General features: G+C 62.9%; 26 protein-coding genes and 6 pseudogenes. 10 read left to right on the top strand and 22 right to left on the bottom strand.

Features of this window, described 5'->3' with window-relative positions:
- Positions 1–11: 11 nt before the first annotated feature.
- The 4 genes and pseudogenes from ACVDG8_RS07980 to ACVDG8_RS07965 all read right to left on the bottom strand — a co-directional run bounded on the left by ACVDG8_RS07980 (position 12) and on the right by ACVDG8_RS07965 (position 2,569).
- The gene (locus ACVDG8_RS07980) at positions 12–608 is read right to left on the bottom strand and encodes a histidine phosphatase family protein (protein WP_447254223.1); all 597 of its coding nucleotides are present in this window, start codon (positions 606–608) and stop codon (positions 12–14) included.
- Positions 605–1,707, bottom strand: a pseudogene (locus ACVDG8_RS07975) (inositol-3-phosphate synthase). The gene ACVDG8_RS07980 and the pseudogene ACVDG8_RS07975 overlap by 4 nt, the downstream one beginning before the upstream one ends.
- Complete coding sequence (locus ACVDG8_RS07970; RefSeq protein WP_455707620.1) at positions 1,607–2,161, bottom strand: hypothetical protein; 555 nt, start codon at positions 2,159–2,161, stop codon at positions 1,607–1,609. The pseudogene ACVDG8_RS07975 and the gene ACVDG8_RS07970 overlap by 101 nt, the downstream one beginning before the upstream one ends.
- 6 nt (positions 2,162–2,167) lie before the next feature.
- Positions 2,168–2,569 carry a hypothetical protein gene (locus ACVDG8_RS07965; RefSeq protein ID WP_455707619.1) on the bottom strand — a complete coding sequence of 134 codons (402 nt, stop codon included), beginning with the start codon at positions 2,567–2,569 and terminating at the stop codon, positions 2,168–2,170.
- A gap of 84 nt (positions 2,570–2,653) precedes the next feature.
- Here ACVDG8_RS07965 and ACVDG8_RS07960 point away from each other — a divergent pair, with 84 nt between their 5' ends.
- A complete protein-coding gene (locus ACVDG8_RS07960) occupies positions 2,654–3,607 on the top strand; it encodes a hypothetical protein (RefSeq protein ID WP_455707618.1) in 954 nt (317 codons plus the stop codon).
- Positions 3,608–3,619: 12 nt separating this feature from the next.
- On the opposite strand, the gene ACVDG8_RS07955 is transcribed toward ACVDG8_RS07960, so the two are convergent.
- The 9 genes and pseudogenes from ACVDG8_RS07955 to ACVDG8_RS07915 all read right to left on the bottom strand — a co-directional run bounded on the left by ACVDG8_RS07955 (position 3,620) and on the right by ACVDG8_RS07915 (position 12,820).
- Complete coding sequence (locus tag ACVDG8_RS07955) at positions 3,620–3,805, bottom strand: hypothetical protein (RefSeq protein ID WP_447254220.1); 186 nt, start codon at positions 3,803–3,805, stop codon at positions 3,620–3,622.
- 95 nt (positions 3,806–3,900) lie between these two features.
- A pseudogene (locus ACVDG8_RS07950) lies at positions 3,901–4,931 on the bottom strand (UDP-glucuronic acid decarboxylase family protein).
- A gap of 23 nt (positions 4,932–4,954) precedes the next feature.
- Positions 4,955–6,064 carry a CgeB family protein gene (locus ACVDG8_RS07945; protein ID WP_447254218.1) on the bottom strand — a complete coding sequence of 370 codons (1,110 nt, stop codon included), beginning with the start codon at positions 6,062–6,064 and terminating at the stop codon, positions 4,955–4,957.
- Positions 6,061–7,155, bottom strand: coding sequence for a CgeB family protein (locus ACVDG8_RS07940; RefSeq protein WP_447254217.1), 1,095 nt, complete (start codon positions 7,153–7,155; stop codon positions 6,061–6,063). The genes ACVDG8_RS07945 and ACVDG8_RS07940 overlap by 4 nt, the downstream gene beginning before the upstream one ends.
- Positions 7,152–8,282, bottom strand: a complete 1,131-nt coding sequence (locus ACVDG8_RS07935) for a CgeB family protein (RefSeq protein WP_447254216.1) — start codon at positions 8,280–8,282, stop codon at positions 7,152–7,154. The genes ACVDG8_RS07940 and ACVDG8_RS07935 overlap by 4 nt, the downstream gene beginning before the upstream one ends.
- Before the next feature lie 255 nt (positions 8,283–8,537).
- Positions 8,538–9,344 (bottom strand): annotated as a pseudogene (locus ACVDG8_RS07930) (glycosyltransferase family 4 protein); the annotation flags it as partial.
- Positions 9,345–9,367: 23 nt separating this feature from the next.
- Positions 9,368–10,660 carry a TIGR04295 family B12-binding domain-containing radical SAM protein gene (locus ACVDG8_RS07925; RefSeq protein ID WP_447254215.1) on the bottom strand — a complete coding sequence of 431 codons (1,293 nt, stop codon included), beginning with the start codon at positions 10,658–10,660 and terminating at the stop codon, positions 9,368–9,370.
- Positions 10,657–11,717 (bottom strand): annotated as a pseudogene (locus tag ACVDG8_RS07920) (NAD-dependent epimerase/dehydratase family protein). The gene ACVDG8_RS07925 and the pseudogene ACVDG8_RS07920 overlap by 4 nt, the downstream one beginning before the upstream one ends.
- The gene (locus tag ACVDG8_RS07915) at positions 11,714–12,820 is read right to left on the bottom strand and encodes an NAD-dependent epimerase/dehydratase family protein (RefSeq protein ID WP_447254213.1); all 1,107 of its coding nucleotides are present in this window, start codon (positions 12,818–12,820) and stop codon (positions 11,714–11,716) included. The pseudogene ACVDG8_RS07920 and the gene ACVDG8_RS07915 overlap by 4 nt, the downstream one beginning before the upstream one ends.
- Positions 12,821–13,023: 203 nt before the next feature.
- Here ACVDG8_RS07915 and ACVDG8_RS07910 point away from each other — a divergent pair, with 203 nt between their 5' ends.
- Both ACVDG8_RS07910 and ACVDG8_RS07905 read left to right on the top strand, forming a co-directional pair.
- The gene (locus ACVDG8_RS07910; protein WP_447254212.1) at positions 13,024–13,299 is read left to right on the top strand and encodes a hypothetical protein; all 276 of its coding nucleotides are present in this window, start codon (positions 13,024–13,026) and stop codon (positions 13,297–13,299) included.
- A gap of 63 nt (positions 13,300–13,362) precedes the next feature.
- On the top strand, positions 13,363–14,382 hold the full coding sequence (locus ACVDG8_RS07905) for an SDR family oxidoreductase (RefSeq protein ID WP_447254211.1): 1,020 nt from the start codon (positions 13,363–13,365) through the stop codon (positions 14,380–14,382).
- A gap of 349 nt (positions 14,383–14,731) precedes the next feature.
- Here the strand turns inward: ACVDG8_RS07905 and ACVDG8_RS07900 are convergent.
- Positions 14,732–15,909 (bottom strand): annotated as a pseudogene (locus ACVDG8_RS07900) (zinc-dependent alcohol dehydrogenase).
- A 94-nt stretch (positions 15,910–16,003) separates the two neighbouring features.
- Complete coding sequence (locus tag ACVDG8_RS07895; RefSeq protein WP_447254210.1) at positions 16,004–16,789, bottom strand: SDR family NAD(P)-dependent oxidoreductase; 786 nt, start codon at positions 16,787–16,789, stop codon at positions 16,004–16,006.
- A 164-nt stretch (positions 16,790–16,953) separates the two neighbouring features.
- Between ACVDG8_RS07895 and ACVDG8_RS07890 the strand changes: the two genes are divergently transcribed.
- Positions 16,954–17,163, top strand: a complete 210-nt coding sequence (locus ACVDG8_RS07890; RefSeq protein WP_447254209.1) for a hypothetical protein — start codon at positions 16,954–16,956, stop codon at positions 17,161–17,163.
- A gap of 36 nt (positions 17,164–17,199) precedes the next feature.
- Here the strand turns inward: ACVDG8_RS07890 and ACVDG8_RS07885 are convergent, their stop codons facing one another.
- Both ACVDG8_RS07885 and ACVDG8_RS07880 read right to left on the bottom strand, forming a co-directional pair.
- On the bottom strand, positions 17,200–17,385 hold the full coding sequence (locus ACVDG8_RS07885; protein ID WP_455707617.1) for a hypothetical protein: 186 nt from the start codon (positions 17,383–17,385) through the stop codon (positions 17,200–17,202).
- Positions 17,386–18,051: 666 nt separating this feature from the next.
- On the bottom strand, positions 18,052–18,633 hold the full coding sequence (locus ACVDG8_RS07880) for a response regulator (RefSeq protein ID WP_447254208.1): 582 nt from the start codon (positions 18,631–18,633) through the stop codon (positions 18,052–18,054).
- 237 nt (positions 18,634–18,870) lie between these two features.
- Between ACVDG8_RS07880 and ACVDG8_RS07875 the strand changes: the two genes are divergently transcribed.
- The 6 genes from ACVDG8_RS07875 (at position 18,871) to ACVDG8_RS07850 (ending at position 23,635) form a co-directional block, all read left to right on the top strand.
- A complete protein-coding gene (locus ACVDG8_RS07875) occupies positions 18,871–19,095 on the top strand; it encodes a hypothetical protein (protein ID WP_447251567.1) in 225 nt (74 codons plus the stop codon).
- A 162-nt stretch (positions 19,096–19,257) separates the two neighbouring features.
- Positions 19,258–20,712 carry a CheR family methyltransferase gene (locus ACVDG8_RS07870; RefSeq protein ID WP_455707616.1) on the top strand — a complete coding sequence of 485 codons (1,455 nt, stop codon included), beginning with the start codon at positions 19,258–19,260 and terminating at the stop codon, positions 20,710–20,712.
- A gap of 74 nt (positions 20,713–20,786) precedes the next feature.
- Positions 20,787–22,301, top strand: a complete 1,515-nt coding sequence (locus tag ACVDG8_RS07865) for a sensor histidine kinase (protein ID WP_455707615.1) — start codon at positions 20,787–20,789, stop codon at positions 22,299–22,301.
- A 14-nt stretch (positions 22,302–22,315) separates the two neighbouring features.
- Positions 22,316–22,681 (top strand): response regulator, encoded by a 366-nt coding sequence (locus ACVDG8_RS07860; RefSeq protein WP_447254207.1) that lies wholly within the window; start codon positions 22,316–22,318, stop codon positions 22,679–22,681.
- Positions 22,682–23,284, top strand: coding sequence for a diguanylate cyclase (locus ACVDG8_RS07855; protein ID WP_447254206.1), 603 nt, complete (start codon positions 22,682–22,684; stop codon positions 23,282–23,284).
- A gap of 219 nt (positions 23,285–23,503) precedes the next feature.
- Positions 23,504–23,635: a hypothetical protein gene (locus tag ACVDG8_RS07850; RefSeq protein ID WP_447254205.1), complete on the top strand. Its 132-nt coding sequence runs from the start codon at positions 23,504–23,506 to the stop codon at positions 23,633–23,635.
- A 22-nt stretch (positions 23,636–23,657) separates the two neighbouring features.
- On the opposite strand, the gene ACVDG8_RS07845 is transcribed toward ACVDG8_RS07850, so the two are convergent.
- From ACVDG8_RS07845 to ACVDG8_RS07825, 5 genes and pseudogenes are all read right to left on the bottom strand, one after another.
- The gene (locus tag ACVDG8_RS07845) at positions 23,658–23,870 is read right to left on the bottom strand and encodes a hypothetical protein (RefSeq protein ID WP_447254204.1); all 213 of its coding nucleotides are present in this window, start codon (positions 23,868–23,870) and stop codon (positions 23,658–23,660) included.
- Between the two features lie 52 nt (positions 23,871–23,922).
- Complete coding sequence (locus ACVDG8_RS07840) at positions 23,923–24,522, bottom strand: hypothetical protein (RefSeq protein WP_447254203.1); 600 nt, start codon at positions 24,520–24,522, stop codon at positions 23,923–23,925.
- A 22-nt stretch (positions 24,523–24,544) separates the two neighbouring features.
- On the bottom strand, positions 24,545–25,291 hold the full coding sequence (locus ACVDG8_RS07835; RefSeq protein ID WP_447254202.1) for a DUF4142 domain-containing protein: 747 nt from the start codon (positions 25,289–25,291) through the stop codon (positions 24,545–24,547).
- A 124-nt stretch (positions 25,292–25,415) separates the two neighbouring features.
- Positions 25,416–25,619 (bottom strand): hypothetical protein, encoded by a 204-nt coding sequence (locus tag ACVDG8_RS07830; protein ID WP_447254201.1) that lies wholly within the window; start codon positions 25,617–25,619, stop codon positions 25,416–25,418.
- Between the two features lie 496 nt (positions 25,620–26,115).
- Positions 26,116–26,495, bottom strand: a pseudogene (locus ACVDG8_RS07825) (hypothetical protein).
- Positions 26,496–26,704 lie beyond the last annotated feature (209 nt).

Genomic DNA, 26,704 nt, shown 5'->3' with positions numbered 1-26,704 from the left:
GGCAGCTCCGGTCAGGCGACTTCATTGAGACGGATAAGCTTCGAACCCCAGTCGCCATAGACGATCGTGGTCACCGAGGCGGGCTCGATGTCGAAGCGGAAGCAGTCGCCGAGTTGAAGCCCCAGGATCCTGCACACGGCGGCTTTGATGACATCGGCATGGCTGACCAAGGCAACGCACTGGTTCTGCATGGTCTGGCGCAGCGCATCCATGAGCGCGACCACACGCTGCTGGACATCGTGCATTGTCTCCCCGCTCGGCGTGCGCGCGCTTTGACGCTGATCGTTCCACATCCGCCAGGCGGCATCCCCATTCAGTTCATCGAACGTCTTTCCTGACCAGGTGCCGAAATCGATTTCGTCGAGCTCGTCGCAGATCGCGATCTTGTCGATGGCGCAAGCGATCGCCATGGGCTTGGCGGTCTCCAGCGTGCGCTCGCGCGGGCTGCTGCAGATCGCGCCCAGCGGTTCGCGTGCCATGCGGCGGGCCAATTGCATGGCTTGCGCCTGGCCCGCCGCGCCGAGGCAAACACCATCCATGCGACCCGCCAGGTAGCAGCCGACATTGTCGTGCGCGGCGTGCCGGACCAGAAAGAAAGTCGTCGTCATTCTGCAGCGTCGAGCAGTGGCTCGTCCCTGCCGGCGATGAAGTCGAGCGTGCGCTGACGGGCTTGCGCGTCGGTGAACTGCTCCGGTGGCGATTTCATGAAATAGCTGCAGGGGCCGGTGAGGGCTCCGGCAATGCCGCGATCGAGAGCGAGCTTGGCGCAGCGCACGGCATCGATGACGACGCCGGCCGAATTGGGGAATCCCAAACCTCCAGCTTGAGTTCGGCATTCAAGGGAACGCCGCCGAAGGTCGTGCCCTCGACACGTATGTAGGCCCATTTGCGATCGGTCAGCCAGGGAACATGATCGCTGGGGCCGACGTGAATGTCGCCTGCCGCGAGTGGAACATCGATCTGGCTGGCGACGGATTGGGTTTTCGAGATCTTCTTCGATTCCAGCCGCTCGCGTTCGAGCATGTTGAGGAAATCCGTGTTGCCGCCGAAATTGAGCTGGTAGGTGCGGTCGATGCGCACGCCGCGCTCGCGAAAAAGATTGGCGAGCATGCGATGCACGATGGTTGCGCCGACCTGGCTCTTGATGTCGTCCCCGACCAGCGGCAGGCCGCGCTCCTCGAAGCGCTGACGCCACTCCGGCCGCGAAGCGATGAACACGGGTATGCAGTTCACGAAGCCGCATCCGGCTTCGAGCGCGCATTCGGCGTAGAAGCGCGTCGCCTCCTCCGATCCGACCGGCAGATAAGACACCAGCACATCGGGTTCGCTTTGCCGCAGCCGGCCGACCACGTCGACGACCGGATCCTGCGACTCCTTGATTTCGCCGCGCAGATATTTGCCGATGCCGTCGAGCGTCGGACCGCGCTCGACGCGAACCCCGGTCGGTTCCACGTCCGCGAAACGAAAGGTGTTGTTGGGCGCGCTGTAGATCGCTTCGGCGACATCTCGACCGACTTTGCCGTTGGCCACATCGAAGGCGCAGACTATTTCGATGTCATGGACATGATAGCCGCCGAGATCGGCATGCATCAGCCCGGGTATCGGCTCATTGCTCTTCGCGTCGCGATAATAGGTCAGGCCTTGCACCAGGGAGGATGCGCAATTGCCGACGCCAACGATGCCGATACGAACTTTCTTCGATGTCACGAACCCGCTGCCTCTGCTGCTGAAAGGTAAGTTCCTTGGCGCCGAACCGTGAGCGGCCCGGAATGTTCCTTGGCACCGCGCAAAAATTGCGCCGCCGGCTTGCGGATCGAAAACGCCTGCTTTCGCGTTGGCGGCCAGACAGCGAAGCAGGGCGATGATCGTCTTCGGTGACCACAGGCAAAAGCGCGACGCTGGCCGGCTTGCCAAAGCCGCCTGCGCTGAAGCGGGCGATATCGGCCGAATGCCGGCCGGCGTCGAACGGCATTGCGCTCTGGTCGGCCTTTTCATCAACGTCTCGGAACTTGTTCAAGGCCTCGCCGATGCGGAGTTCGAGGTCGGCGGCGTCGACCGCAATTCGCCCTCGCAGCAGCTCGGCGCCCGAATTCTGGTCGAGCTGGCCTTGGATGTAGCGCGGTCGTGGCGAAGCGGGTTTGCCGTTGCCGGTGCGCTCCACGGCGACTTACCAGAGATGATGGCCAGGCTGGATTGCCGGGGCGAGATCTCCACAGGCGCCGCCGAAGGCTACGCGCACTATGCGCTCTATCCCGAAACTTATCTTGCCGCGGCGCATCGGTCGGCGCTCGGCGCGAACACCTGCGTCATCGGCATCCGCAGCATTGGTCTCGGGCTTGCTGCCATGGTGGCCGCTGCTCTTGGTGCACCACCGCCCGTCAGCATTCGTCCGGTCGGACATCCGTTTTGCCGGCACATCGCCGCCGAGCCTGATCTCATCGGCAACTGGCGCCGAAACCCGACAGCGAGCTACGCCATCGTCGATGAAGGTCCGGGCCTGTCGGGAAGTTCCTTCCATGCTGTTGTCGACTGGTTGCTTGGCCGGGGTGTCGATCTCGAACGCATCCATTTGTTCCCGAGCCATCGAAACGGTCCGGGCAGGGAAGCATCACAAGAGATCCACGCCATCTGGTCGCACTGCCGCAAGCATTGCGTGGATTTCGAACACACGTTCGACGGCCGGATCGTTCCGAATCTGGCCGACTGGATAGGCCGGCTCTTGGCCAGACCCGACGTCCAGCTCTGCGAGATTTCCGGCGGAACGTGGCGACACCACCTCGATTTGCCGCCCGTACAGTGGCCCCCGGTTTTTGGCGGTTTCGAACGGCGCAAGTTCATGGCCGCGGCAGGAGCCGAGCGATGGCTGGTCAAATACGCCGGGCTTGGCCATATCGGAACACGCAAGCTGCGCACGGCCAGATTGCTCCACGAAGCCGGTTTCGCCGCGCCGGTCGCAGGCCTGTGTCACGGTTTTCTGGTCGAGCGTTGGGTCGAGGGGGGCAGGCTGAACAACACCGACCTGCATAAGGACAAGGTGGTCGAATGGCTCGGGCGGTATCTTGGCTGGCGCGGCGCCAATCTGCAAACGACGGAGGCTGGTGCTGCGCCGGATGAGCTGGCAAGGATGGCCGTGCAAAATTGCGGCGAGGCCCTGGGGGCGAGCCGGGCGGCCGACCTGCGCCACTGGTTCGCGGCGCGACCGCTGCCGCGATCGGCACCGCGGGTCGAGATCGATGGGCGCCTGCACCCGTGGGAGTTCCTTGTCTGCCCCGACGGTACACTGCTCAAGACGGACGCCGTCGATCACTGTCGTTCGCACGATCTTGTCGGCTGCCAGGGCATCGAGTGGGACATTGCCGGCGCCGGCGTCGAATACGACCTCTCAGACGCCCAATTGCTGAAGCTGGTCGCATGCGCGGAGGCTGCGATGCATCGCGCTGTCGATCGCGAACTGCTGAGCTATATGCAGCCCTGCTATCTCTCTTTCCAGTTGGGATTATGGACCCTGGCTGACCAGGCTGGAGCCGATGAAAGGGACCGTTTGCAGCCTCCGATCAGGCGCTACGAGGCAGGCTTGGCCCACGTCCTCGGTCAAGCAAGGCATTGAAACCGCCTGTGCTCAATCGAGCTTGCGCAGCATATCGGCTTCCTGCTCCAGAATGGCGGCTATCTCCTCGCGCCCCATATGCGTCATCATCAGGCTGACGCAGCATTCCAGATAGGTGATTGAGGCCCGGCGCAAAAATGCAGTGGTCCGCTCGGCCGCGAGCTGATCGATATCCGTGACGCTTCGCTTCGGTTGCACCGCTTTGTTCTCCATGCCGGTTGGCGGTCCCAACCGGCAGGTCTGCCGGATGTTCCCGCCTCCGGCGAAAAGTGAGAGCGCACCGAGCGGCGCGTTTACACGGGAAGGTTTTGCGCCTTGCCCGAAGTCGACGTTTTTACCGTGGTGATCGGCTCTATCGCGCTGTCGTCGATGTCGGCGAAATACGCGATCGTCTGCAGCAAACCTTCCCGCAGCGGCACCCTTGGGGACCAGCCCAGCAGCAATTTCGCCCGCGTGATGTCGGGCCGGCGCCGCCGGGGTCGTCCTGCGGCAAGGGCAGGAATGTCACTGCCGAGCGGGTGCCCGTCATCTCGCGCACGAGCCTTGCGAGCTCGAGAATGGTGAATTCTCCGGGATTGCCTAGGTTGACCGGCTGGCGCGGATTGGGATCGACGTCCATGAGACGCAGCAACCCTTCCACAAGGTCGGTTACGAAGCAGAACGACCTCGTCTGGCGACCGTCGCCGAATATGGTCAGCGGCCGCTTTTCGAGAGCCTGCATCACCAGGTTCGAGACGATGCGGCCGTCGGCCGGATCCATTCTCGGACCGTAGGTGTTGAAGATGCGGGCCACGCGGACATCGGCCCGTTCCGCCCGCAGATAATCGAAGCAAAGCGTCTCCGCCGTTCGCTTACCCTCGTCGTAGCAGGCGCGCGGTCCGGTGCAGTTCACATGGCCGAGATAGTCTTCGTTCTGCGGATGCTGTTCCGGATCGCCATAGACTTCGCTGGTCGAAGCTTGCAGGAAACGGGCGCCGTTCTTGACGGCGAGCTCGAGGAGATTGAGCGTGCCGATCACGCACGTGCGCGTGGTGTGGACCGGGTCGGCCTGGTAGCGCGGCGGCGACGCCGCGCAAGCCATGTTGAAGATGCGATCGACCGGCTCGTCGAGCTCGATCGGCTCGCAGACATCCTGTTCGACCAGGTGGAAACGCGGCCGCCCGATCAGCGAACCGATGTTTTCAAGTCTGCCGGTGAGAAAGTTGTCAACGCAGATCACCCGGTGTCCGCTCTCAAGCAGCGTCTCGCACACATGCGAGCCGAGGAAGCCGGCGCCGCCGGCAACAAGCACCGTCAGCCTTTGCGCTTTTCTGGATTGCCGCATTGCCATTTTCTCCTGTCTGCCTGTCATGCTGCACTTTCCACGTCCAGATCGAGCACCGGACGTGCCTGAATTGGCTGCATAAGCGCGGAAATGAATTCGCGTGCCCGCGCAGCTCCGGTATGTTCGGCTAGGACAATCGCCTGAGCCTGCCTGGCCATGCTCAACCTTGCCCGGTCTGGCTGTCGGTCGACAATTGCAATCACCTGCTCGGCGCTGCCGGCCGTCGCAATCGCCGATTTGGGGAAGAAGCTGTCGAGCCCCGGCCACCAGTCGCTGATGATCGGCGTGGAGCAGGCGGCGGCCTCGAACAGCCGCACACTGGGCGACCATCCAGCCTCGATCATCGACGCGCGCGTCAGGTTCAGCGTGTAGCGCTGGCTGCTGTAGAACGCGGCGTGCTCGGCGGGCGGCAGATGGTCGATGCGCTCGACATTGTCGGGCCACACGATCCCGGACGGGTATTGCGAGCCGGCCACGACAAAACGCCGCTCGGGCAGCCGGAGCGCCGGCTCAAGCAGCAGCGTTTCCAATGCCTGCTGCCGGTCCGGACTGTAGGTACCGAGATAGCCCAGGTCCCATCGAATGGGGTCTTTGGTTCGATGGTGGCGTTTCGGATCGACGGAGCAATAGAGCGGCTCGGCGCGCCGTGCGCCGAACTCCGACCTCAGGCGGTCAAGCGTCGGGCCCCCGCTAAAGGAGAAGTAGCAGTCGAAATAGGGAATCTGACGGCGGACCAGATAGTCGCAATCGTTCTGCGCGAGCTTGGCCAGTGTCACAGGCGTGTCGATGTCGTAAAAGCAGAACTGCCCCGTGCACAAAGAGGTCAGGCAGTCGATCACGCCCGTCCCCTCGGGGACGAAGGATCCGACGATGACAATGTCCGCCCGCTGCAGCTCTCGGTCGTAGCTTCGGCGCAGCTCGTCGACGCTGTCATAGTAGCGCAAGGCGCAGAAATCGGGATCGTGCAGGTCTCTGTGGTGCGCATACCATGGCACGTCGCGCTCGAGAAACGTGATGCGATGGCCGAGCTCGTTCAATCCCCTCAGCAATCCGCGAAAGGTCGTGGCATGTCCGTTGCCCCAGGACGAAGACAGCGAAAGGCCGAGAAAGACGATGTCGAGTTGCTTCCTCATTCCGCCGCCTCCACGCTCTGATTTTCCAAACGCCGCTTGAATATCGCATCGACCAGTTCAGCCCTCAGCGTGTAGGTGTGTTCCGCAAGCACACGCCGGAGCGCCGCCGCGCCGATGGCGCGGGCTTTCGCCGGCGAAAGCGTGCGCATGATTTCAGCGACGTCGGCGCCGTCTCTTGCGACCAGGATTTCCTCACCAGGCGTCAGGAAGATTTCGACGCCGAGCCAGGCGTCGGTCACCAGGCATGCGCCGGCGCCTGCTGCTTCGAAGACGCGGGTTGCGGGCGAAAAGCCATTAGCGGCCATGCTGTCACGGCTGATGTTGAGGACCGCCTTCGGCGTGACGTTGAAGACATTGTGATCCCTCGTCCCGACATGCCCGAGCCGTGAGACGTTGGGCGGCAGCGGCTTGTCTCCCCACCCGGAGCCGCCGAGCAGGAAGCGCTGGCTGTCCAGCGCTCGCGCGGGTTCAAGAAAGAAGGCTTCGACGCGCGTCTCCCTGTCGGGCAGCCGGTTGCCCAGAAAGGCAAGGTCACAGGCAAAGCGCGGATTCCTGGCAACAGGATGATGCGTCTCCGGATCGAGCGCGTTGTAGACGGGAACGCACTCGGCCGCGCCCAGCGCCCGGTAATCCCACACCACCGGATCGCCGCCGCCATAGGTCAGCACGAGGTCGATCCTGCTCAGCGCTTCATGCAAGGGATGATCCGGATCGCTGCGCAATTCGTTGAGCGTGGCCGGCGCGTCGACATCCCAGAATACCGTCAATGCATCCGGGCGTGCATGGTCGAGCACCGCGCGGAGCAACGCGTCGTCCTCGAAGCCGACGCCGCTTGCCTTGACCACGATGTCGGCCTGGGCGGCGCGTGCCGCGACCTGCATGAGCGCATGCGGGGTGGCCTCGTAGACGACCACGCTGCACCAGTCTGGCGCTTCGATGTCGCGATGCTTCTGACGGTCGAACGCGTCAGGTTCATAAAAGACGATGTCGTAGCCGCGCCTGGCGAGCGCTTTGAGCAGTCCTCGATAATAGGTCGCCGCGCCGTTCCAATAGGACGACAGCAGGCTCGATCCGTAAAACGCGATTTTCATGCGGCGGCCTCCCTTGCCGGAATGTCTTTGACCACGTGGCGATTGCTGCACGCCGCCAGAACGTCGAACAGTTCCTCGGCGCGGTGCCGGCATGTGTGCCGGGCGAGAATGGTTTCGAGGCCGGCTGCGGCCAGCGACTTTGCCAGCTGCGGATCGTTCAGGATGTCTTGGAGGTGCCGGCGCATTTCGGCACCGTCCCGGGCAAACAGAAAATCCTGTCCGGCGCGAAACAGGCCCTCGGCGTCCGACCATGGCGCCGAGACGAGGGGAATGCCGCAGGCGAGCGCTTCGAACATGCGGATCGTCGGAATTCCCGGCAGGCTTTCGCGGTAAGGCCGGCGCGGAATGTGCATGGTGACACGGTGGTCTGCGAACGCCTTCGGCACATCGGCATTGGCGATCCAGCCTTCATGGCGCAGGCCGGCGTCGCTCAGGGCGGTGAGAGCCTCCGGCGGATAGCGCACACCGTGGACCGTCCCCGACAGACCGAGATCGCGCGCCGGCTCGATGAGGAACTCCGTGATCTCGGCGCTGCGTTCGTCATCGCCCCAATTGCCGATCCAGATCAGGTCCGATCCGGGATAACTATCGGGAGACGGCTTGAACAGCCGGGCATCCGCCGCCTCGTGCCAGGTAAAGACCCGCTTGCCCCAACCGGCGCGAAGATAGCCTTCTCGCAAGGCCTCGCCGAACACCAGCACGCCGTCATAGTGCTCGAGGTTCAAGGCCGAGATCGCTTGCGTCGCCGATACCGACCGGTGATGCGTGTCGTGGAAAAGAAGCGTGAAGTCGGCGCCGTTGGCCCTCGCCCGCCCGATGCGGGCAACCAGGTCGGGATCCGTCCATTCGTGGACGATCACCACATCGGCGTCGGAAATCCAGGCTTCGTGATCGAAGGACGCATCGTAGGCCACCGGCATCAATTCCGGGAAATCCTTGCGAAACCGCTCGATGGCGAAACTTCCCTGTTCGGCCAAGAGGTTGGAGCGGCTCCAGCCGTCTGCCGGCTCGAGCGCAATCACATGGTGCCCGCGCGCGACGAGTTCGCGCATGATGCCGCGCTGGAAATGCGCGTTGCCGTGGTTCCAGTCGGAGACGGCGGAATGGGTGTAGAATTTGAAGTGCATGGCTAGCGCCCCGCGACGGCCACAGCCGCCAGATCGTAGATTTCGCTTGTTGCGCCGGCCTGGACCGGCAGCGAGAACCTGCGAGCCCGATCGGCCGCGTGCGTGCCGAGCTGGCGGCGCAATTCGTCGTCGCCGGCGAGTCGGGCGATGCAGCTCGCAAGCGCATGGGCATCGCGCGCCGCAAAAAAGGGCAACGCCATCCCAGAGTTCGCGGTAAGTGGGAATGTCGGCGAGCACCAAGGCCGTGCCGGACGTCGCGGCTTCGAGCGCGGCAAGCCCGAACGGCTCGTAGATGGACGTCGACACAAAGATGCCCGCCCTCGCCATCAAGCGCCGCACTTCGGCATAACCAATCGCGCCGAGCGCATTGCAATTGTCGAGATGGGCACGCTGACCGTCGGGACCGTTCAGCGATCCTGCCGCGTAGACCGGCCACGATGCGGTGGCCGCCGCCTTGTCGAGTGTGTCGGCGTTCTTGCCCTCGTCCCACCAGCGCGCCGCTGCAAAGACGAAAGCCTCGCGCTCCTCGGCCGCCGGAGCGGGAAGGGCGCCATTGTGGACGACGGACAGCCTCGCGATGGGCCCATAGCAGGCCTGCAGCATGTCGGCGTGGCTTTGGCTCGGCGCAATGACGGCATCGGCCCGCTCGAAGCCTGCGCTGTTGCGCCGCCTTTGCCAGGCCCAATCGGCTGCAATGACGTCGCCGCGCACCGCATTCAGCCATGTCACCACGCAGGAATGCGACACCGCGACGATGGGGCATCGAAAGTCGAGACTGACTGCCTGGGCTGGTGCATTGAGGTGGACGAGATCGATGGCGTGCGCACTGACCAGAACGTCGAGTTCGCCGGGTAATCGGCCGAGCTCCTTCTCGTCGCGTGTCATCCAGTCCGGCGGAGTCCTGAGCCATGTCAGCGTTGCGAAGGCCCGCGCCTCCGCAGCCTGGGCTGGCGATGGCTCAGGCCCCAGTCCGGCGAGCACGATGCTGTTACCCTCGGCAGTCAGCGCGCGCGCCAAATCGAGCGAATAGCGCCACACACCGCCGACGGCGTCGGTCGTCATCAGGATGCGTCGTGGGCGGCGGATCAATGACTGCAGCATGAGGCCTCCAACTCGGCCAGCGCGCGTGGGCGTTTCTCCTGGATGTCGCTGAAGGTCTCGAAGGAGGCGAGATAGTGCTCGTGGGCCCGTTCCCAGGCGAAATCATCGGGCTCGCCCCACATCTCGCGATAGCTGGGCGAACTCGGATAGGGGTAGAGCGGCACCGGCTCGTTGGCCCAGACGCCGTTGTCGATGAGATGCTGGCGCCAATAATCCACCAGCGCCGGATCGTCCTCGACCACGCCGATCAGATTGGCCTGCACGAAAGGGACATGGCGGCGGGCATCGACCAGCAGGGCGGCCAATTCCTCGGTGCCCAGGCGGCAACGTTTGGCCAGCATCTCACGGCCTTCGACTGTGAGGCTTTCGAGACCGGCTTCTATCGAGACGCAGCCGGCCGCGCCCAGCAACTTCAACAGCTCCGGTTTCCACAGATCGATGCGGGTTTGCACGCCGAACTGGATGTCGCGGTCGACCAGCGCCTCCAGCAAGGCTTTCTGCGGCAGGAATATCTCGTCGATGAAATAGATGTAGCCGACGCCCTGCGCGATCAGCCCGTCGATCTCGGCGATGACGGCATCATGGTTGCGGCGCCGATAGCCGTCGCGGAAATCGATTTTGGCGCAGAAGCTGCAATTATACGGGCAGCCGCGAGACGCCTCCACCTCGGCGCCCGCGCCGTGCTGATTCTCGTCGAACCGATGGTGATGGTGCGGATGGGCGGCGATCCAGTCGGAGGGCCAGTGCAGGGCAGGGTGGTCGATGAAGCGGCTGGCATGCGGGCCGCCATTGGCGGCGAGCGCGCCGTCGGCAAGGCGCGCCGTATGCGGCACGTTTTCCCAATCGCTGCGCCGGGCGAGATCGGCGACGATCTCCTCGCATTCGCCTTTGACGACGATATCGACGCCGAGCTTGCGCAGGGTCGGCGCCGGCGTTGCCGAGCCATGCGGTCCGACCGCGATGGTACGGCCGCCGCGCGCCGCCAGATGGCCGAGGAATTCCGCCGGCACCCGCAGTTCCGGCGGCGCGCAGCGCCAGAACAGATAGGTCGGTGCGGTGGCCACGACGCTCATGTCGGGCGCAAAGGCCGCCACGCGCTCGGCGAGCATGGCGTTGTCGAGCTTCTGCAGTTGGCCGTCCAGCATCAGCACCTCGTGGCCGTCGGCCTCCAGCAATGCCTTGGAGTAGCCGAGCTCCAGCGGCAAATGCGGCTGGCGGCAGCCGAAATAGATGCTGTGTTCGTATGTCCAAAAGGGATTGACCAATGCGACTTTCATGCGACGTACCTCGCGGCTTCCGGGTCCGGCGCCAGACGATGCTGCCGCAGCCAGTCGGCGAGATCGCGAATGCCGTCTCGCCATGAGAACTTCGCCTTCCAGCCGAGCGCGGCTTCGATCCTGCGAGTGTCGGCGACGAAGAAGGGCTGGTCGCCGGTGCGCTCGCGGTCGTAACGAAGCGCAATGTCGCGGCCGGTCATGCTGGCGATCTCGGCCAGCAGTGTCCGCAGGCTGACGGCGTTCTGTGGTCCGCCGCCCAGGTTGAAGGCCTGGCCCTTGAGGTCGTCGATCGCGGCGAGCACGCCACGGTAGGCGGCGACCGCATCACTGACATGCAGGATGTCGCGCACCTGCCTGCCGTCGCCGTAGATGGTAATGGGCCGGCCGGCGAGCGCGCTCAGCAGGAAATGCGCGACCCAGCCCTGATCCTCAGTGCCGAACTGGCGCGGCCCGTAGATGCAGCTCATGCGCAGCACCGCCGTGCGCAGGCCGTACGACTTGGCGTAGTCGAGGACATACTGGTCGGCCGCTCCCTGGAGCAGCCATAGGGCGTGCAGAAATCGAGGCCGATGGTCTCGTCCACGCCGTTGGCGCGGATGTTGTCGTCACAAGGCTCGTAGTGATCCGGCGTTTGCCGCACTGCGATCTGCGGCAGCGCGCCATAGACCTTATTGGTGCTGGCGAAGATCACTGGCGCGCCGGTCTGGCGAGCGGTTTCCAGCACGTGGAATGTGCCCCTGAGATTGACGTCAAGATCTTCAGCCGGGTCGACCAAGCTGGTGGTGACCGCCGTCTGTGCGGCCAGATGGAATATCGCCTTCGCGGCTGCCAGCGCGGCTGCCAGCGCATTTGCATCGCGCACATCGGCTCGTTCCACGGCAAGCAGTTTGCCGTGTTTTTGCGCCAGCCACTGCAGGTTCTGTTCGACGCCCGGGCGGCTGAGATTGTCGACGACCAGCACCGGCTCGCCATCCGACATCAGGCTGTCGGCGAGGTTGGAGCCGATAAAGCCGCTGCCGCCGAGGATGGCAATGGCAACTTCGCGATGATGGCTCATGAGACCAGTCCCCGCTCTTCCAGTTCCCGCTTCATGTCGGCGCCGCGGTCGACGGCGGCGGTGTTGCGAACCCAGGCGACAAACTCGTCGAGCGAGCTCTCAAGCCGGTGCTCCGGCTGGAAACCGAGCAACTCGTGCGCCTTCGAAATATCGGCAAAGCAGTTGCGGATGTCGCCGGAGCGTGACTTGCCGAGAATCTCCGGCGACCTGCCCGGCACCCCCATCGCTTCGGCAAGCATGCGGGCGACCTCGTTGATCGAATAGGAGCGGCCGCTGCCGATGTTGATTGCGTGGCCATGCGCCTGGCGCTGCTCCAGCGCCAGGCGCATGGCACGGGCGACATCGCGCACATGGACGAAGTCGCGCTTCTGCTCGCCATCCTCGAAGATCATCGGGCGCTGGCCGTTGGCCAGGCGGGAGGCGAAATTGGCAAGCACGCCGGTGTAGGGATTGGAAAGCGCCTGGCCGGCGCCGAAGACGTTGAACAGGCGCAGAGCCACCGCCTCGATCCCATAGGCTTGGCCGAAGATCAGCACGGCGCGTTCCTGCGCGTATTTGGTCAGCGCATAGATCGAAGCGAGATCGGCTCGCTTCTCTTCATCTGTCGGCACAGGCGTCAGTATGTCTCCGCTGTCCGACATAAGGTCCCATTGGCCGCCCTTCATGTCGCTCGCCTGGCGGCGCGCGTCGTCGACGCGCCGACCGTCCGCGGTTTGGTAGAGGCCTTCGCCATAGATGCTCATCGACGAGGCGACGACGATCCGTTCCACCGGCTGCTTGATCAGTGCCTCCAGCAGGATCGCGGTGCCGAGATCGTTGGTGCCGACATAGCGGGCGATCTCGTACATGGACTGGCCGACACCGACTTCGGCCGCCAGATGAACGACCGCGTCGACGTGCGACAGCGCCTGGACAACGACCTCGCGGTCACGGACGTCGCCCTTCATCAACTCGGCGCCGGCGGGAAGAATGATGGCCTCAGCGCCATGCACCTGCTCCAGCAGTGCATCCAGGATTCGTACCTCGTAGCCATGTTCGACGAGCTCCTGAGCGACGTGGCGGCCAATGAAGCCGCAGCCTCCCGTAACCAATATGCGTTTCACGATGACTCCTTGCAGGTTTGCCTTGGGTGGATTTGGCTTTGGCGCCCCGAACTGCCGGGCAAAAGGTTTGTTCCCTTGCTTCATCAAAGTTCCATTCGCTCGAGGCGCGGATGGGGCGCTGCCGTCTGGGCGCGGTGCTTTGGAACATTGCCGCTTCGCAGCTGTTAGGCCGCTCATCCACCGACGGTGAGAAAGGGAAATCGATGTCCGAAGCGAAGACGACCACCAATCACGACGAAATCCGCAAATGGGCGGAAGAGCGCGACGGCCATCCCGCCGTTGTCCGCACCGGCGGCAAGGGCGGCATCCTGCGGATCGACTTCGGCGAACCTGAAGACACGCTCGAACCGATCGAGTGGGACGAGTTCTTCCGGATCTTCGACGAGAACGATCTCGCTTTCCTGCATCAAGACGAGGCCGGCAGGGGTGGACAAAGCCGCTTCAACAAATTCGTCGAGCGCAGCGGCGCCACTGACTGAGGCGCCCCTGCACGGCCGCAACCCACCACCGCCGGCGCAGCCGGTATTCAGCAGGAGTAAAACATGTCCGATAAATCAAATCCCGCCGGCACATCGCGGCGCAATGTGGTCGGGGGCATGGCGGGTGGCGTGCTCGCCGCCCTGGCGACACCGGCGCAGGCACAGCAAGCCAGCGCAGCGGCGGCTTCAGGCCCGGCAGCACCCGCCAAGCAGGATCCGACCAAGCAATATCCGCAGCCGCCTTTCAAGGCGCAGCAGCAGGACTGGCCCGGCCTCGCCGGCAAAATGGATCCGCCACCCGATCATGGCGAAGACAGCTACAAGGGATCTGGCCGGCTTGCCGGCCGCAAGGCGCTGGTCACCGGCGGCGATTCCGGCATGGGTCGCGCGGCCGCCATTGCCTTCGCGCGCGAAGGTGCCGATGTCGCCTTCGGCTATCTGCCGGCCGAGGAGCCGGACGCCAAAGAGGTCGTTCGGCTGATCGAGGCAGCCGGCAGGAAGGCGCTGCCGCTGCCCGGCGATATCCGCGAGGAAGCCTTTTGCCAGAAGCTCGTCGAGGATGCGGTGGTCGGCCTCGGCGGGCTGGACATCCTGGTCAGCAACGCCGCGCGCCAGCACCCGCAAAAGCAATTAGCCGATATCACGACGGAAGCATTCGATTGGACCTTCAAGACCAATGTCTACGCCATGTTCTGGATCACCAAGGCGGCGCTGAAGCATATGGATGCCGGATCGTCGATCATCATCACAAGCTCGGTCAACGCCTATGATCCGGACGAGGCCCTGGTCGATTACGCAATGACCAAGGCTTGCGGCATGAACTTCACCAAGAGTCTCGCCAAGCAGGTCGCCAAGAAAGGCATCCGCGTCAACGCCGTTGCTCCGGGGCCAATCTGGACGCCCCTGCAGCCAAGCGGCGGCCAGTTCCCGGACAAGCTGCCGAAGTTTGGCGCCGATAGCCCGATGGGCAGGCCGGGCCAGCCGGCCGAACTCGCCTCGATCTATGTGCTTCTGGCCTCGCAGGAGGATAGCTACGCGACCGGTCAGGTCTATGGCGCGGTTGGCGGCGGCGGAGGTCCTTGACCCGGTGCGAATGCCAGCGCCGCCTTTCGCTTACTCGAGCGGTTCGTCGGTCGGCCGAGGCGTCGCGCCTGCGTGTCGCCTGCGACCGGCATTGCGATTGGCCACGCGGCTGTCGAGCGGCGATCCGGCCGCTTTCTTCGCGCCGGCGGTTTTGGGAGCCGTTGGCCTGGCGCCGGAATCGCTGTCTTCAGCATCGCGGCTCGGATGCGGCAGGCCATCGGTATTGGGCGATCTCACCGGGGGCTCGGCGGTCTGTTTTGCCGATGCGGGTTTTTCTTGGCCATTTCACCTCTCCTTCACCAGCCAGCCAGCCGGCCGGACAGGGACGTCCGGCGGCTGGGTAGAATGATCAGCCGTGCGGGCGCATGACCACTTTGATGCAGCCATCCTGCTTGTCGCGGAAAGTCTGGTAGAGATCGGGGCCGGCCTCGAGGTCAGCCCGATGGGTGATCACAAAGAGGGATCGATCTCGCCGTTCTGCACCTTGTGCAGCAACGGCTCGAGATAGCGCTGCGTATGGGTCTGTCCCATGCGGAACGTCAGCCCCTTGTTCATCGCGGCGCCGAACGGGATATGGTCGACGAGCCCGATATAGACGCCGGGCACCGAGATCGTGCCGCCCTTGCGGCAACAGTAGATCGCCTCGCGCAGGACATGCGGCCTGTCGGTGCCGAGATAGACGGCGGCCTTTATCTTGTCGATCGCCGCATCGAAACTTGCGCCGGGATCGGATTCGGTACCGACGCAATCGATGCAGCGGTCCGGCCCGCGTCCATCGGTCATTGCCATCAGCGCGTCGTAGATGTCGGAGTTGCTGAAATCGAGTGTCTCAGCCTTGCCGTGCGTGCGCGCCATGGCCAAGCGCTCCGGCACCTTGTCGATCGCGATGACGCGTCCGGCGCCCAGCATCCAGGCGCTTTGGATGGCGAATTGCCCGACCGGTCCGCATCCCCAGATCGCAACCGTATCGCCGTCCTCGATGCCGGCATTTTCCGCCGCCATATAGCCCGTCGGGAAGATATCGGACAAAAACAGCACCTGCTCGTCGCCGATGCCGTCAGGCACCTTGATCGGGCCGACATCGGCGAAGGGCACGCGCAGATATTCGGCCTGGCCGCCCCAGTAGCCGCCGACGAGATGCGAATAGCCGAACAGGCCGGCAGGCGATTGACCCATTACCTTCGCCGCCTCCTTGGCGTTCGGGTTCGACCGGTCGCATAGCGAGAACAGCCCATGCTGGCAGAACCAGCATTCGCCGCAGGAAATGTTGAAGGGAACGACGACCCGGTCGCCCTTGCTGAATTTGGTGTGGCCACGGCCGACCTCGACCACTTCGCCCATTGTCTCATGGCCCAGCACATCGCCAGATTCCATCGTCGGCATGTAGCCGTTCATCAAATGGAGATCCGAACCGCAGATCGCGCAGCAGGTGACCTGGATGATGATGTCGCGCTCATCCTCAATTGTCGGATCGGCCACCTGTTCGCAGCGTATGTCGCCTTTGCCGTGCCAGGTGAGGGCCTTCATGTTCTGCTCCTTGCGGGATTTGCTGGACAAGATTGGTGAGGCCGAACTTGCACCCTTGTGAAATGTTCCCGCCTCAACCAGGACCCGGTGGGCCTCACCTTTTGTCGGCCGAGCCTGGTTCGGCCATGTCGCGGTGCTGCTCGGCCAGGGTTCCTGCCGGCGTGACATGCGTCGCCGCGACCTGGAGCTTGTTTTTCCAACCGCTGACCACCTGCTCCTCGCCAGCCATCATGGCCTCGTAGCCGTCCTTGGCGACATCGGCGGGATTGGCCTTTTCATCGGTTCCCACCTTGGTGTCCATCATGTCGGCACGTTCGAAGAACCGCGTCTGGGTCGCGCCCGGCATCAGCACCGTAACAGTGACGCCGCTGTCCTTCAGCTCGTGACGCAGAGCGACGGCGAAGGAATCAATAAAGGCTTTTGTGCCATTATAGACCGCCTGGAAGGTGCCGGGCATGAAGCCGGCGATCGAGCCGGTGAACAGAACCCGTCCGCGCCCGCTGCGCACCATGCGCTCGCCGAGCCGGCGGGCAAGATAGACCGTGCCGGTGATGTTGGTGTCGATGACGCGGCGGACCTTTGCCCAGTCCTGGTCGACGAAGCCGCGTCCCAATCCGCGCCCGGCGTTGAGGAGCAACAGGTCGATCGAACGGTCGCCGATCGTAGCGATCAGCTGATCGGCGCCTTTCTCGGTCGAAAGGTCCGCCTCAACCGCTTCGACCGCCACATTGTGCGACTGAAGCGCCTCGGCAGCCTGGCGGATCGCCGGCTCGTCGGCCACGACGACGAGGCCATAGCCGTCCTTCGCGCATAACTTGGCGAGTTCCCTGCCGATCCCGCTCGATGCGCCGGTCACGACGGCGAGCTTTCCGTTTTCCATCCGAACCTCCGTTGATTGCCGAGCACATTTCAGAACATCGGCCGAACAGGCGCGGGGCGCGAATGTTCCACTCGAGGCCGGAAATGCGCTGCTGGATTGGAGAGGTCCGGAACTGCGGAACCAATCGCGCTTGCAGCTGTTGCCGCAAAAAGCGGAGTTAAGGCATGGGAACGTTTTCAGACCTCGACAAAAAACTCGCCGACAATGTCTACGCACACGGCAGCGAGTTGACCGACGCGAGTGCAGACCTGCCGCAAAACATCAAAGACATAGTGGATCTCCTGATGCCCTTTATTCGGCCCGAAGCGCGCGAGACGGTGCGGACGGAAATCCTCGGCATCATTCACGAGAACCTCTGCGAGGACGCATCCTGAAGGCGCAACAGTCCTGTTGTCGGTCAGAGCAGCCCGCTATCGTCCCAGCAGCGCGGCGATCATGAAGACGACTGCGGCTGCGATGACAACCGCGACGATCACCAGCACCGGAGTGTTCCTGCCGGGGCGCGGCGCACGCTCATCCTCTGGCGGCCGCATCGCGTTGGCGAAGCTGGCCTGATTGACGAAGCGGGGCGTGCCGGTGGCGGCGGCAACAGGCACGGACCCGGCGTCCGCTGCTTCGGCATCGGTTTCTTGGGGCGCCGCCGCCGGGTCGAGATCCCGGAGTTTTATCCTCTGTCATGCCAGACTGGATGTCGCCTCTGTTTTCGGCAGGGGTGCGTTGGGCGTTCACGATAATGCTCCTTGCAGCGGGGCGCCTCAAACTCCGGCTGGATCGGGACGTTCCATTCGGGCGAACGGGACCAACGGCCCGCAGCTTCAATCCTTCGCATGAGTCGACCTCGTCGTTTCCGGCCAAACAGTCTTTTTGTGCCTCTGGAACATTGGCGACGGAGTTCAGCTTGGTGTCGCTACAGATGCCCCCGCGTGGTCTGTCGAAGATCGGTGGGCAACACCTGATCGGCCCGCACCTATGCTCAAAGGCGCCGGCTTGCGCGTCAGTCGGTCCTGCGGCGAAGGCCCTCCTACGGCGAAGCCAAACGCTTTTTCGAACTCTCCGATTGGCAATTGCATGAGATCGTCTGCAGTTGCCATGCCGGCGCCACGATGCAGGCCGGCTGGGCCGCTGGACGTGTCCGCAGGATCATCAATGGAAGCAAGATATTGGCTTGGTTGAGAAAAGGATTCATGGCGCACTGAGTATAGCGCCTGCCTTGATTATCCGGACTGCGGAATTGCGTAGGCTGCGCGACCAATCGCTGAAAATCAATGTAGCAGACCGGCCGAGTTGCTTGCGACCCGTTTCAGGATGGAGTTCAGCCATAGCTCGGTGGACATGCCGGCAGGACGATCGGCTACGTCGCGAATGGCTAGCTCCAGCGTCATTTCGATCAGCCGGTCTGCGGCCTTGGCGTCCGGAAGCATGAGGCGCGCGGCCAGCCGCAGTTTCGGCAGCAGCGTCATCACATCAAGCGGATCCTCTAAGCGCTCCTGCGGGTCCTTGACGGGAAAAAGCGCCGCAATGATTTTTCGCCGATCGGCCGGCTTCATCAGGTTGGCGACATGATCGAGCCGGGAGGGGATGACGTTCCGGTCATACGCGCTAAAGAAGACGAAGGGGACGCCGCGCTCCAAAAGGCGATCGGCGACCGGGAACACGGAGGCGCCGTGGAGGTCGATGTCCAACACGGCCGCATCGGCACGTTCGACCAAAGATTGCGCCTCAGCGACGGTAGAAACCGGACCTAATATGCTCGCGCCTAGTCCGGCGAAATAACGCGCGATGTCGTCAGCGACGAGGAACTCGTCTTCGACAATCAGGATCTTGGTTTCTGCAAGAAATTCCACCTTATCTCCCAACATTGTTGAGGCCGACAGCCACCGGCAAAGGTTTCCATTCCGCTTCCACTCACGGGAACGGTTTGAGATTCCTCGGCATGAGACATTGACGTACCCGAGACCTCGCTCAACGCCGCCCGTTTCAAGTTGTTCCCGCCGGTGGCTTTGGCCGGGTGCAGGATAATTGTTGAAAGCTTTGGGCCAAACCGGCCTTGTGATCGCCGTTCGGACGGAGCATGCTTTGGCATGGACCAGATCGGGCGTCATCTGGAGGATTTGCGTGTCTTGCAGCGCGAACTTCGCGACGAAGCCGAATTGCTATGGATCTTGTCCAGGCGCACAGCAAACGACCTCGGCGATTCCGGTGATGACCTGCGCTCGATGATCGAGGTGGCGCGGGAGAAGAATCGATCCGCGCGTCTTGGCCGCGATCTTGCGCAAATGCGGCTGCTGCTGATCAAAAACGCTTGACGCGGCGATGCTCCGATTAGTTCCCTAGGCAGAACCAGCGTAGTCAAACGTCGTTGCCGCCTTATCTACAGTGGCGCAAGCAATCGGAAGGCGGGGTAAGTGTCGCATAACTCAAGATTGCCGATCGTCGGAATTGGCGCTTCGGCTGGCGGCATTCCGGCTATGGAAAGTCTTTTCAGGGGTCTGCCGGACGCGCCCGGCATGGCCTTCGTCGTCGTGACCCATCTTAGCCCTGAGCGCGAGAGCTTGCTGCACGACGTGCTCGGGCGCTACACCGCAATGCCCGTAACGATCGCCGAGGACGCAACGGAGGTCGAGCCGGACAAAGTCTATGTGATGCCGCAAAATGCCATCCTGACGATCGATGACGGCAAGCTGCACCTGCGGCGACCGACCGCGGCGAACCGTGAGCGCAAACCGGTCGATATCTTTTTCGGTGCGCTCGCCGAAGACCAGGGTGAGTACGCCGTCGGCATCATCCTGTCGGGCGGCGACGGCGACGGCACGCTCGGCGCCAAGATGATTAAGGAACATGGCGGCTTCGTGCTGGCGCAAGCCGGCGACGGCTCAGGCCCGCGCAATCCTGACATGCCCCAGAGTGCGATTGCCAGCGGCGTCGTCGACATGGCCGTGTCCGCGGAGGAAATGGGCGAAAAGCTGATGGACTTTGCCCGCGGCTTCGACAGTCTCGACAGACTGACCGAAAACAGCGAGGACGCGTCGGAGGATATCGACCGCGCGCGCGCGGAGATTTACGACATCCTGCGGTCCCAGTCCGGCCATGACTTTTCCGGCTACAAGACCAAGACCTTCATCCGCCGGGTCAAGCGACGCATGCAGATAGGCCAGATGACATCGCTGTCCGGCTATATCGACCTGCTGCGCAAGGACCCGCGCGAGGTCACGGCGCTGTTTCGCGACCTCCTGATCAACGTCACCAACTTCTTTCGCGATGCCGACGCCTTCGAACTCCTGGAAAAAAAGGTCGTGCCGAAGCTGTTCGAGGGCAAGACCGCCTCCGACACGATCAGGATCTGGGTGCCGGGCTGCGCCACCGGTGAGGAGGTGTATTCGATCGGTATGCTGCTGCGTGAGCATATGGACACGTTGTCGGCCGTGCCGAGGATACAAATCTTCGCCACCGATATCGACGAGCCGGCGCTCACGGTTGCGCGCTCGGCACGCTATCCCGTCAGCATGCTCGATGGTGTCTCCACCGAGCGGCGCCAGCGGTTCTTCAACAATGAGAACGAGAGCTTCGTTCTGACCAGCGACGTGCGCGAACTGTGTATCTTTTCGCCGCACAGCGTCATCAAGGATCCACCCTTTTCGCGCATGGACATGGTCTCGTGCCGCAATCTTCTCATCTATTTCGGCCCGGATATCCAGAACAGGGTGATCCCGATTTTCCACTACGCGCTGAAGCCCTCCGGCTATCTCTTCCTCGGCACCTCGGAAAGCATCGGCCAGCACACTGACCTGTTCGCGACCGTCGACAAAAAGCAACGTGTCTTCAGGGCGCGCGAGGATGTATTGCCAAAGTCGCGCCTGCCGCTGCTGGTCGGCGAAAGCAGCCGGGGGTTCCATTCCTGTCCGATGGGCGACCAGGCAGGATAGGCGAACTCGCCGGCTATCCGCTGCGGCAATCCGTCGAATCCCAGGTTCTGGAACGCCACGCGCCACCGCATGTCGTGGTCAATGCGGAAGGCGACGTCGTCTACTATTCGGCGCGAACCGGACGCTATCTCGAACCGCCCCAGGGCGTACCCAGCCGCAACCTGCTCGGCATGGCCCGGCGCGGTCTGCGGCTCGATTTGCGCGCCGCGCTGCGCGAGGCCGTGACGACGCGTCAAATCGTGCTGCGCGAGAACGTCGCCGTCGATGGCGAGGACGACCGCGTGCAGCTCGTCAACATCACGGTCGAGCCGTTGCCCGACCGCGGTAGCGGCGAGCCGTTCTACCTTGTGCTCTTCCAGTCGGTCGGACCGTCCCGCGACAAGTCGGACGCCGAGCGCGGCAGCAGCTCTCCCGATGACCTGGCCCATCTCGAGCGCGACCTGCGCGAAACGCGCGAGCGTCTGCAATCGACCATCGAGGAGTACGAGACGGCATTGGAGGAGGTGAAGTCCTCCAATGAGGAACTGGTCTCCGTCAACGAGGAGGCGCAGTCGACCAACGAGGAGCTCGAGGCCTCGAAAGAGGAGATGCAGTCCCTCAACGAGGAGCTGAACACGATCAATGCCGAGCTGTCCGGCAAAATCGAGGAACTAGACCACGCCAACAGCGACCTGAAAAACCTGTTCGAGAGCACCGACATCGCAACCGTGTTCCTCGACCGCGAGTTGGTGATCCGCAGCTTCACGCCAGCGGCTTCATCCTTCTTCAATCTGCGCCCATCCGATGTCGGACGCCCGCTCACGGAGCTTTCCAACCAGCTCGATTATCCGGAAATGCGCAGCCACATCGAGAAGGTTTTCGAGACCGGCGAGCCGGTCATCCACCATCTGGCGCGCGATGTGCGGGGCCATTACCACATGGTTCGGCTCATTCCCTATCGCGACAAGGGCGCGCGCATCCACGGCGTGGTGGTGACGCTGGTCGACGTAACCCCACTCGCCGAAGCCGAGGAGCACCAAAAGGTGCTGATCTCGGAGTTGAACCACCGCGTCAAGAACATGCTGGCTGTCGTCACCAGCATCACCAACCGCACCGTCGAAACCTGTTCGACCAAGGAGGAATTCTCGGCCGCTCTGCTTGGGCGGCTCCATGCCATGGCCCGCGCCTACGGGATGCTATCGCGCGAGGGCTGGACGGAAGTGTCGATCGCGGAACTGGTCATCCAGGAGGCGGCGCCCTTCGACCCGCAACGTTTTTCGGTCTCCGGCCCGTCGATCAAGCTCAGACCTCAGCAAGCCTTGTCGCTCAGCATGGCGATGCATGAACTCGCAACGAATGCGGCCAAATACGGCGCCCTCAGTGAACAAGGCGGCAAAGTCGATATCGAATGGTCGCTTCGCGATCACAACCTTGGCCTTACCTGGACGGAAATCGATGGCCCGCCTGTCGTCGACCCGAAACAGGGCGGCTTTGGCCTGTCGCTGGTGAAGGGCGAAATCGAATACCGTCTGGGTGGAACAGCGGAAACCTTTTTCGATCCGGCGGGTTTGAGAGTACGCATCTCCGTTCCGCTCGACCGAAAGACCTGAGTTTGGCAGCCGCATTGCGCATCCTGATCGTGGAAGACGAGTGGCTGATCGCCGCGGACCACGCAGCGAGTCTGAAAAGTGCGGGCCATCGTGTCGTCGGACCTGTGCCTTCCGTGAAGGCAGCCCTCGACCACATCGCGCGGGAAAAGATCGACGCCGCGCTGCTCGACATACAGCTGAACGGAGAAACGAGTTACCGGATCGCTGAGTCCCTGCAGGAAAAGAGCATTCCCTTCGCTTTCGTCACCGGTTATGGGACATCCGAAATCCCGGCCAGATTCGCCGCCGTACCGGTGGTACAGAAGCCGGTGGCCGCCGATGGCCTCACCGATGTTGTCGCGGCGCTGGCCGAGAAACGGTTGAAACCGGAAGGAGAGTGAGTGCTCGCCGATCCGGTGGTACTGATCCTGATGTATTTCGTGCTGCCGGTCTGGCTGGTCGCCGGCTTTGCCGACTGGCTCTGCCACCGCGCGACGCACATAGAGACCACGACGGGCGCGAAGGAATCGCTGATCCATCTGCTGATGTTCGCGGAAGTGGGTGTGCCGTTGCTGGCGGCGATGTTCCTCGAGGTCAACGCACTGATCATAGCCGTGATGATCGTCGCCTTCCTCATTCACGAGGCAACGGCAATGTGGGACGTGCGCTATGCCACCACGGCGCGAACGGTCGGGCCCGTTGAGCAGCATGTTCACAGTTTTCTGGAGATGATTCCGCTGATGGGCATCATCAGTGTCGTCGCGCTGCATTGGGGCCAGTTCCTGGCGCTGTTCGGCTTCGGCAACGAGCCGGCGCGTTACGACATCACCTGGAAACAGCAGCAATTGCCGGTGAGCTATATCGCGGCGGTGATGATCGTGATCGTGCTGTTTGAATTCCTCCCCTATCTGGAGGAGTTCGTCAGGGGCTGGCGCGCCAATTCAGGTCGCCTGGTCCCGCCGGAAGCAAGGCGACACGCCCCCGGCGAAACCACGCTGCGTTAGTCTAGCTGTTTAGTCCAGGCCTGCCGATGGTTGCTGACCGACGCGTCACCGAGCTCCAAGAAAAATCAGCTGCCTTGGTCGATAGCGTGGGGCGCGGGTTGTTGGGCGCCTCCGGCGGGGCGTCCTTTATCGCGGTCGAACCAACGTCTTCCTCGCCGAAATCGACCCGCAGAATGGCGCTCTTTCCCGAGTTCCGCACGGCCCGTTGGAACTATCGAATTGGACGAGTTCTTCCGCATTCTCGACGGCAACAACGTTGTCTTCCTGCATCAGGACATAACCCAGAACGGCGCCACCAGCCGGTCAACAAATTCGTCGAGCGTTTTTGATGCCAGTCGAGCCCGGCTCTGATAAGCCCGGCTCGATCGCGTCATCACTGATTGCCGGGCATTTTGTTGCTGTCTTGCGGGTTCTTGTGGATGCCGGCCGCTGGCGAAGTATCCTGTGGCGCGTTGCCGCCCTGGTTCTGCTCCGGAGCCCGTTTCAACGGCGACGTCGGCCAGCCTTTTTCGACGTAAAGGGACGCGCCATAGCCAAACAATAGGACTGCGGCGGTAAATATCAGCGGCATCAGCACACGTTTCATGTCTGCGTCTTTCTGGTCTTACGCGGCGGCTGATATCCGGCCGCCGCATAGGTCACGCGCCGCGGCGGCGCGCGGCATCCCGTTCGATGTCGTCGGCCGAATAGGTTCCGGCAGCCGGGTCGAAGGCTGCCCATCCGCCGGCTTCATACTCGCCGCGGCGCTCGCCAATATCGACGGAATCGGAGCTGTTCAGGATTTCCCGTGCCTCCGGGGCAAGATCGTCATCGACGCGCGCCGTCACCAGCGTGCCGCCACGGCGAACGCCTTCGGCATAGACATGAGCATCGTTCTCGGGCACGCCGGCATCGGTCAACCCGCCGATGATGCCGCCAGCCGCGCCGCCCACCACGGCGCCTGCGACCGCGCCTGCCGCCATCGCCGCCAGCCAGCCAGCCGCAACGATCGGACCGAGCCCTGGAATGGCCATCGCGCCCAACCCGGTCGCCAAGCCACCGGCGCCTCCGACCACGGCGCCGATGCCGGCGCCACCGGCTGCGTCCTCACTGGCTGGGGAGGCGGCAGTCTGGTGCCGGCCATCGGCATTGTTGGCGACAATGCTGATGTCGGCAGCCGGCACGCCTATGGACTCGAGCTCGCCTACGGCGTCGGAAGCGTCGTCATAGTCGTCGAACAGTGCGGTGATGGTTTGCATCGTGATCTCTCCTCGTTGTGACTTATTGCTGGCCGGCAAAAACGTTGCCCTGGTAATCAAGCGCGACGGACGTGCTCTTGCCGTCCTTCTTCGCCTGGCCCCGCCAGATGCCCTGGCCGTCCTTGGCGAGTGACGAAACGTCGCTATAGCCAGCGTCCTGGATGCGGTTCATGGCTTGCGTCTCGGTGAAGCTGTTGGCGCCTGGGACCGGCGCAGCCGGTTTGGGGCTCGAGCTCGACTTGACGGCCGGCATGCCTGCGTCCGCCGTCGACGGCATCGCCGAGGCGATCTTTTCAATCATGTCTTGATGCATCTTGAGTGTCGGCAGCGTCTCGGCCGCGAAGGCCTTCAACGTCGCATTATCGCCGTCCTTGGCGTAGGACTGGAACAGGTTGACGGCATCGGCATGGGCGCTGCGCTGCATCTCAACGTAAGGCTGGTCGAAGCCGTTCGAGGTGTTCCGCAGTTTCTCCAGGTCGCTCTTGTGCGCAGCGTCGGGTTCGGCCGGCACCTGCAACTTCTGCTCGCCGGCGATCGATTGCAGCTTGGCGTTGGCCGCGCCGTGATCGTCGATCATCTTCTGCGCGAAATCCTTGACCTTTTGATCCTTGGCCTTGTCCTGCACGATCTTGCTGGAATCGACTTCGAACATTCCGCCGATGGCTGCCTTGTTGACGAACGTCTGCGCGTCGTCGGCAGAGAAGGCGGGCGGTGCGAACGTCACCGCCGATGCCAATGTCAGCGATGCAAGCAATGTACGTGTGTTCATGATCCCAAGCTCCTTTGCTTCAATCGGGGTGGGAGCGGAACAAGCAGCGAGCACCTTTGTTCCCCGGCAAGCGGTTCGTTCGGGCTATTCCGATCGGTTGCGCTTGCCGCCTCGACAGGATTGTTCATCTCGGCACTTTTCGATGATGCTTGGACTTCTTGATCGGAACTGTCTCGCTCTTGAGAAAACCATGATCCGCGATCATCAGCGCTACCGCTTCTTCAGTGGTCAATCCGCACCTGCGGGCGAAGTAGCTCGCCTCGGAAACGACGCCGGCGCTCACCCGCTGCAGTTCATTGTTCCCCGATTCCAACTTCCTCTTGCCCATTTTCGACCTCGTATTGGCTGAAGCCGCTCAAGCCTAAAACCGCCGCGACGCCTAACCGGCGAAATGGCAAAATGATCCATGTCTCGCACCTGCGCTTCCTCGGAACCCTGAAAGGGGCAGGTGCGTTGGCCTCTAAAAGGCGGAACGGGTTGGCTGTCGATGTTTCGGGGCCGGCGCGCGCCGGCCAACCCTTGCAGGCGACAGGTCTAGAATGGCAGGCCGCTTCGCCGTCACTTCAAGAGGCTTGAATAATCACTATTTCTCAACAAGTTAATAAGCATTTCGGCCAAATTGATTAAAGAAGCATACCGAATGGCAGCTTTCGGTCCCCAGCGGCGCGTTCATATCGCCATGGAGGGACCGCTGGTGGGAACTAGTCGTCTTCTTGGCTTTTGGTTCGCAATGCGCCGCGCCGGTCGGCCGCGACAGAAACAGGCGGCGCGCGGTACCACCGTGTTGGTTGGCTGATGCGCGCGACCAGCGGGCCCAGTTCTGGTTACTTGAGGTGACCAGATCGGCGAAGCTTCGCCAGCAGGATGATTGCCGTACCGCGGCAGTCGGACAGCACGCGTTCGCGCAACGGCGACGATTCCCAGACAGCAAGGTCAGCGACCAAAAGCGAGGCGTCTCCGTTCACCGAGGCGCATCGCAATTGACCGTTCTTCTCGAGCACGATGATCGCCGCTTCGGCGTCTGCGTATCCGATTGCTGCCATTGTTGGATTTCGACGTCATCGTCGACGCGTACATCGAACAGAACAGAGCCTGCAGTTTTCTCCGCAGCGTCTTGCACCCTGTCGGGAAACGGCCGCTGGATGCCATCGGCGTTCGCGATCGACTGCTCAAATAGAACCATCTCAACGTGCCTAGCTACCATGGCGGCAACAGTGCGCTGTCTGGGACGATTAGCAATAGCTAACGCTGAAGCTTGCACATTTTTCAAAAGGAATCCCTGCTGCCTTTGCCGGATCGAACAGATGATCGACGGACCGGCAGCCGAGCCGTTGGCGTCAGACCTCTACAGAACCGGGCAGCATAGGGGTATCCCCCTCCCTGGGACCGCGTCGCATGACAAACTTTGTCCAA

This window comes from Mesorhizobium sp. ORM8.1 (assembly GCF_053005525.2).
This window is presented reverse-complemented; position numbering and strand designations above follow the sequence as displayed.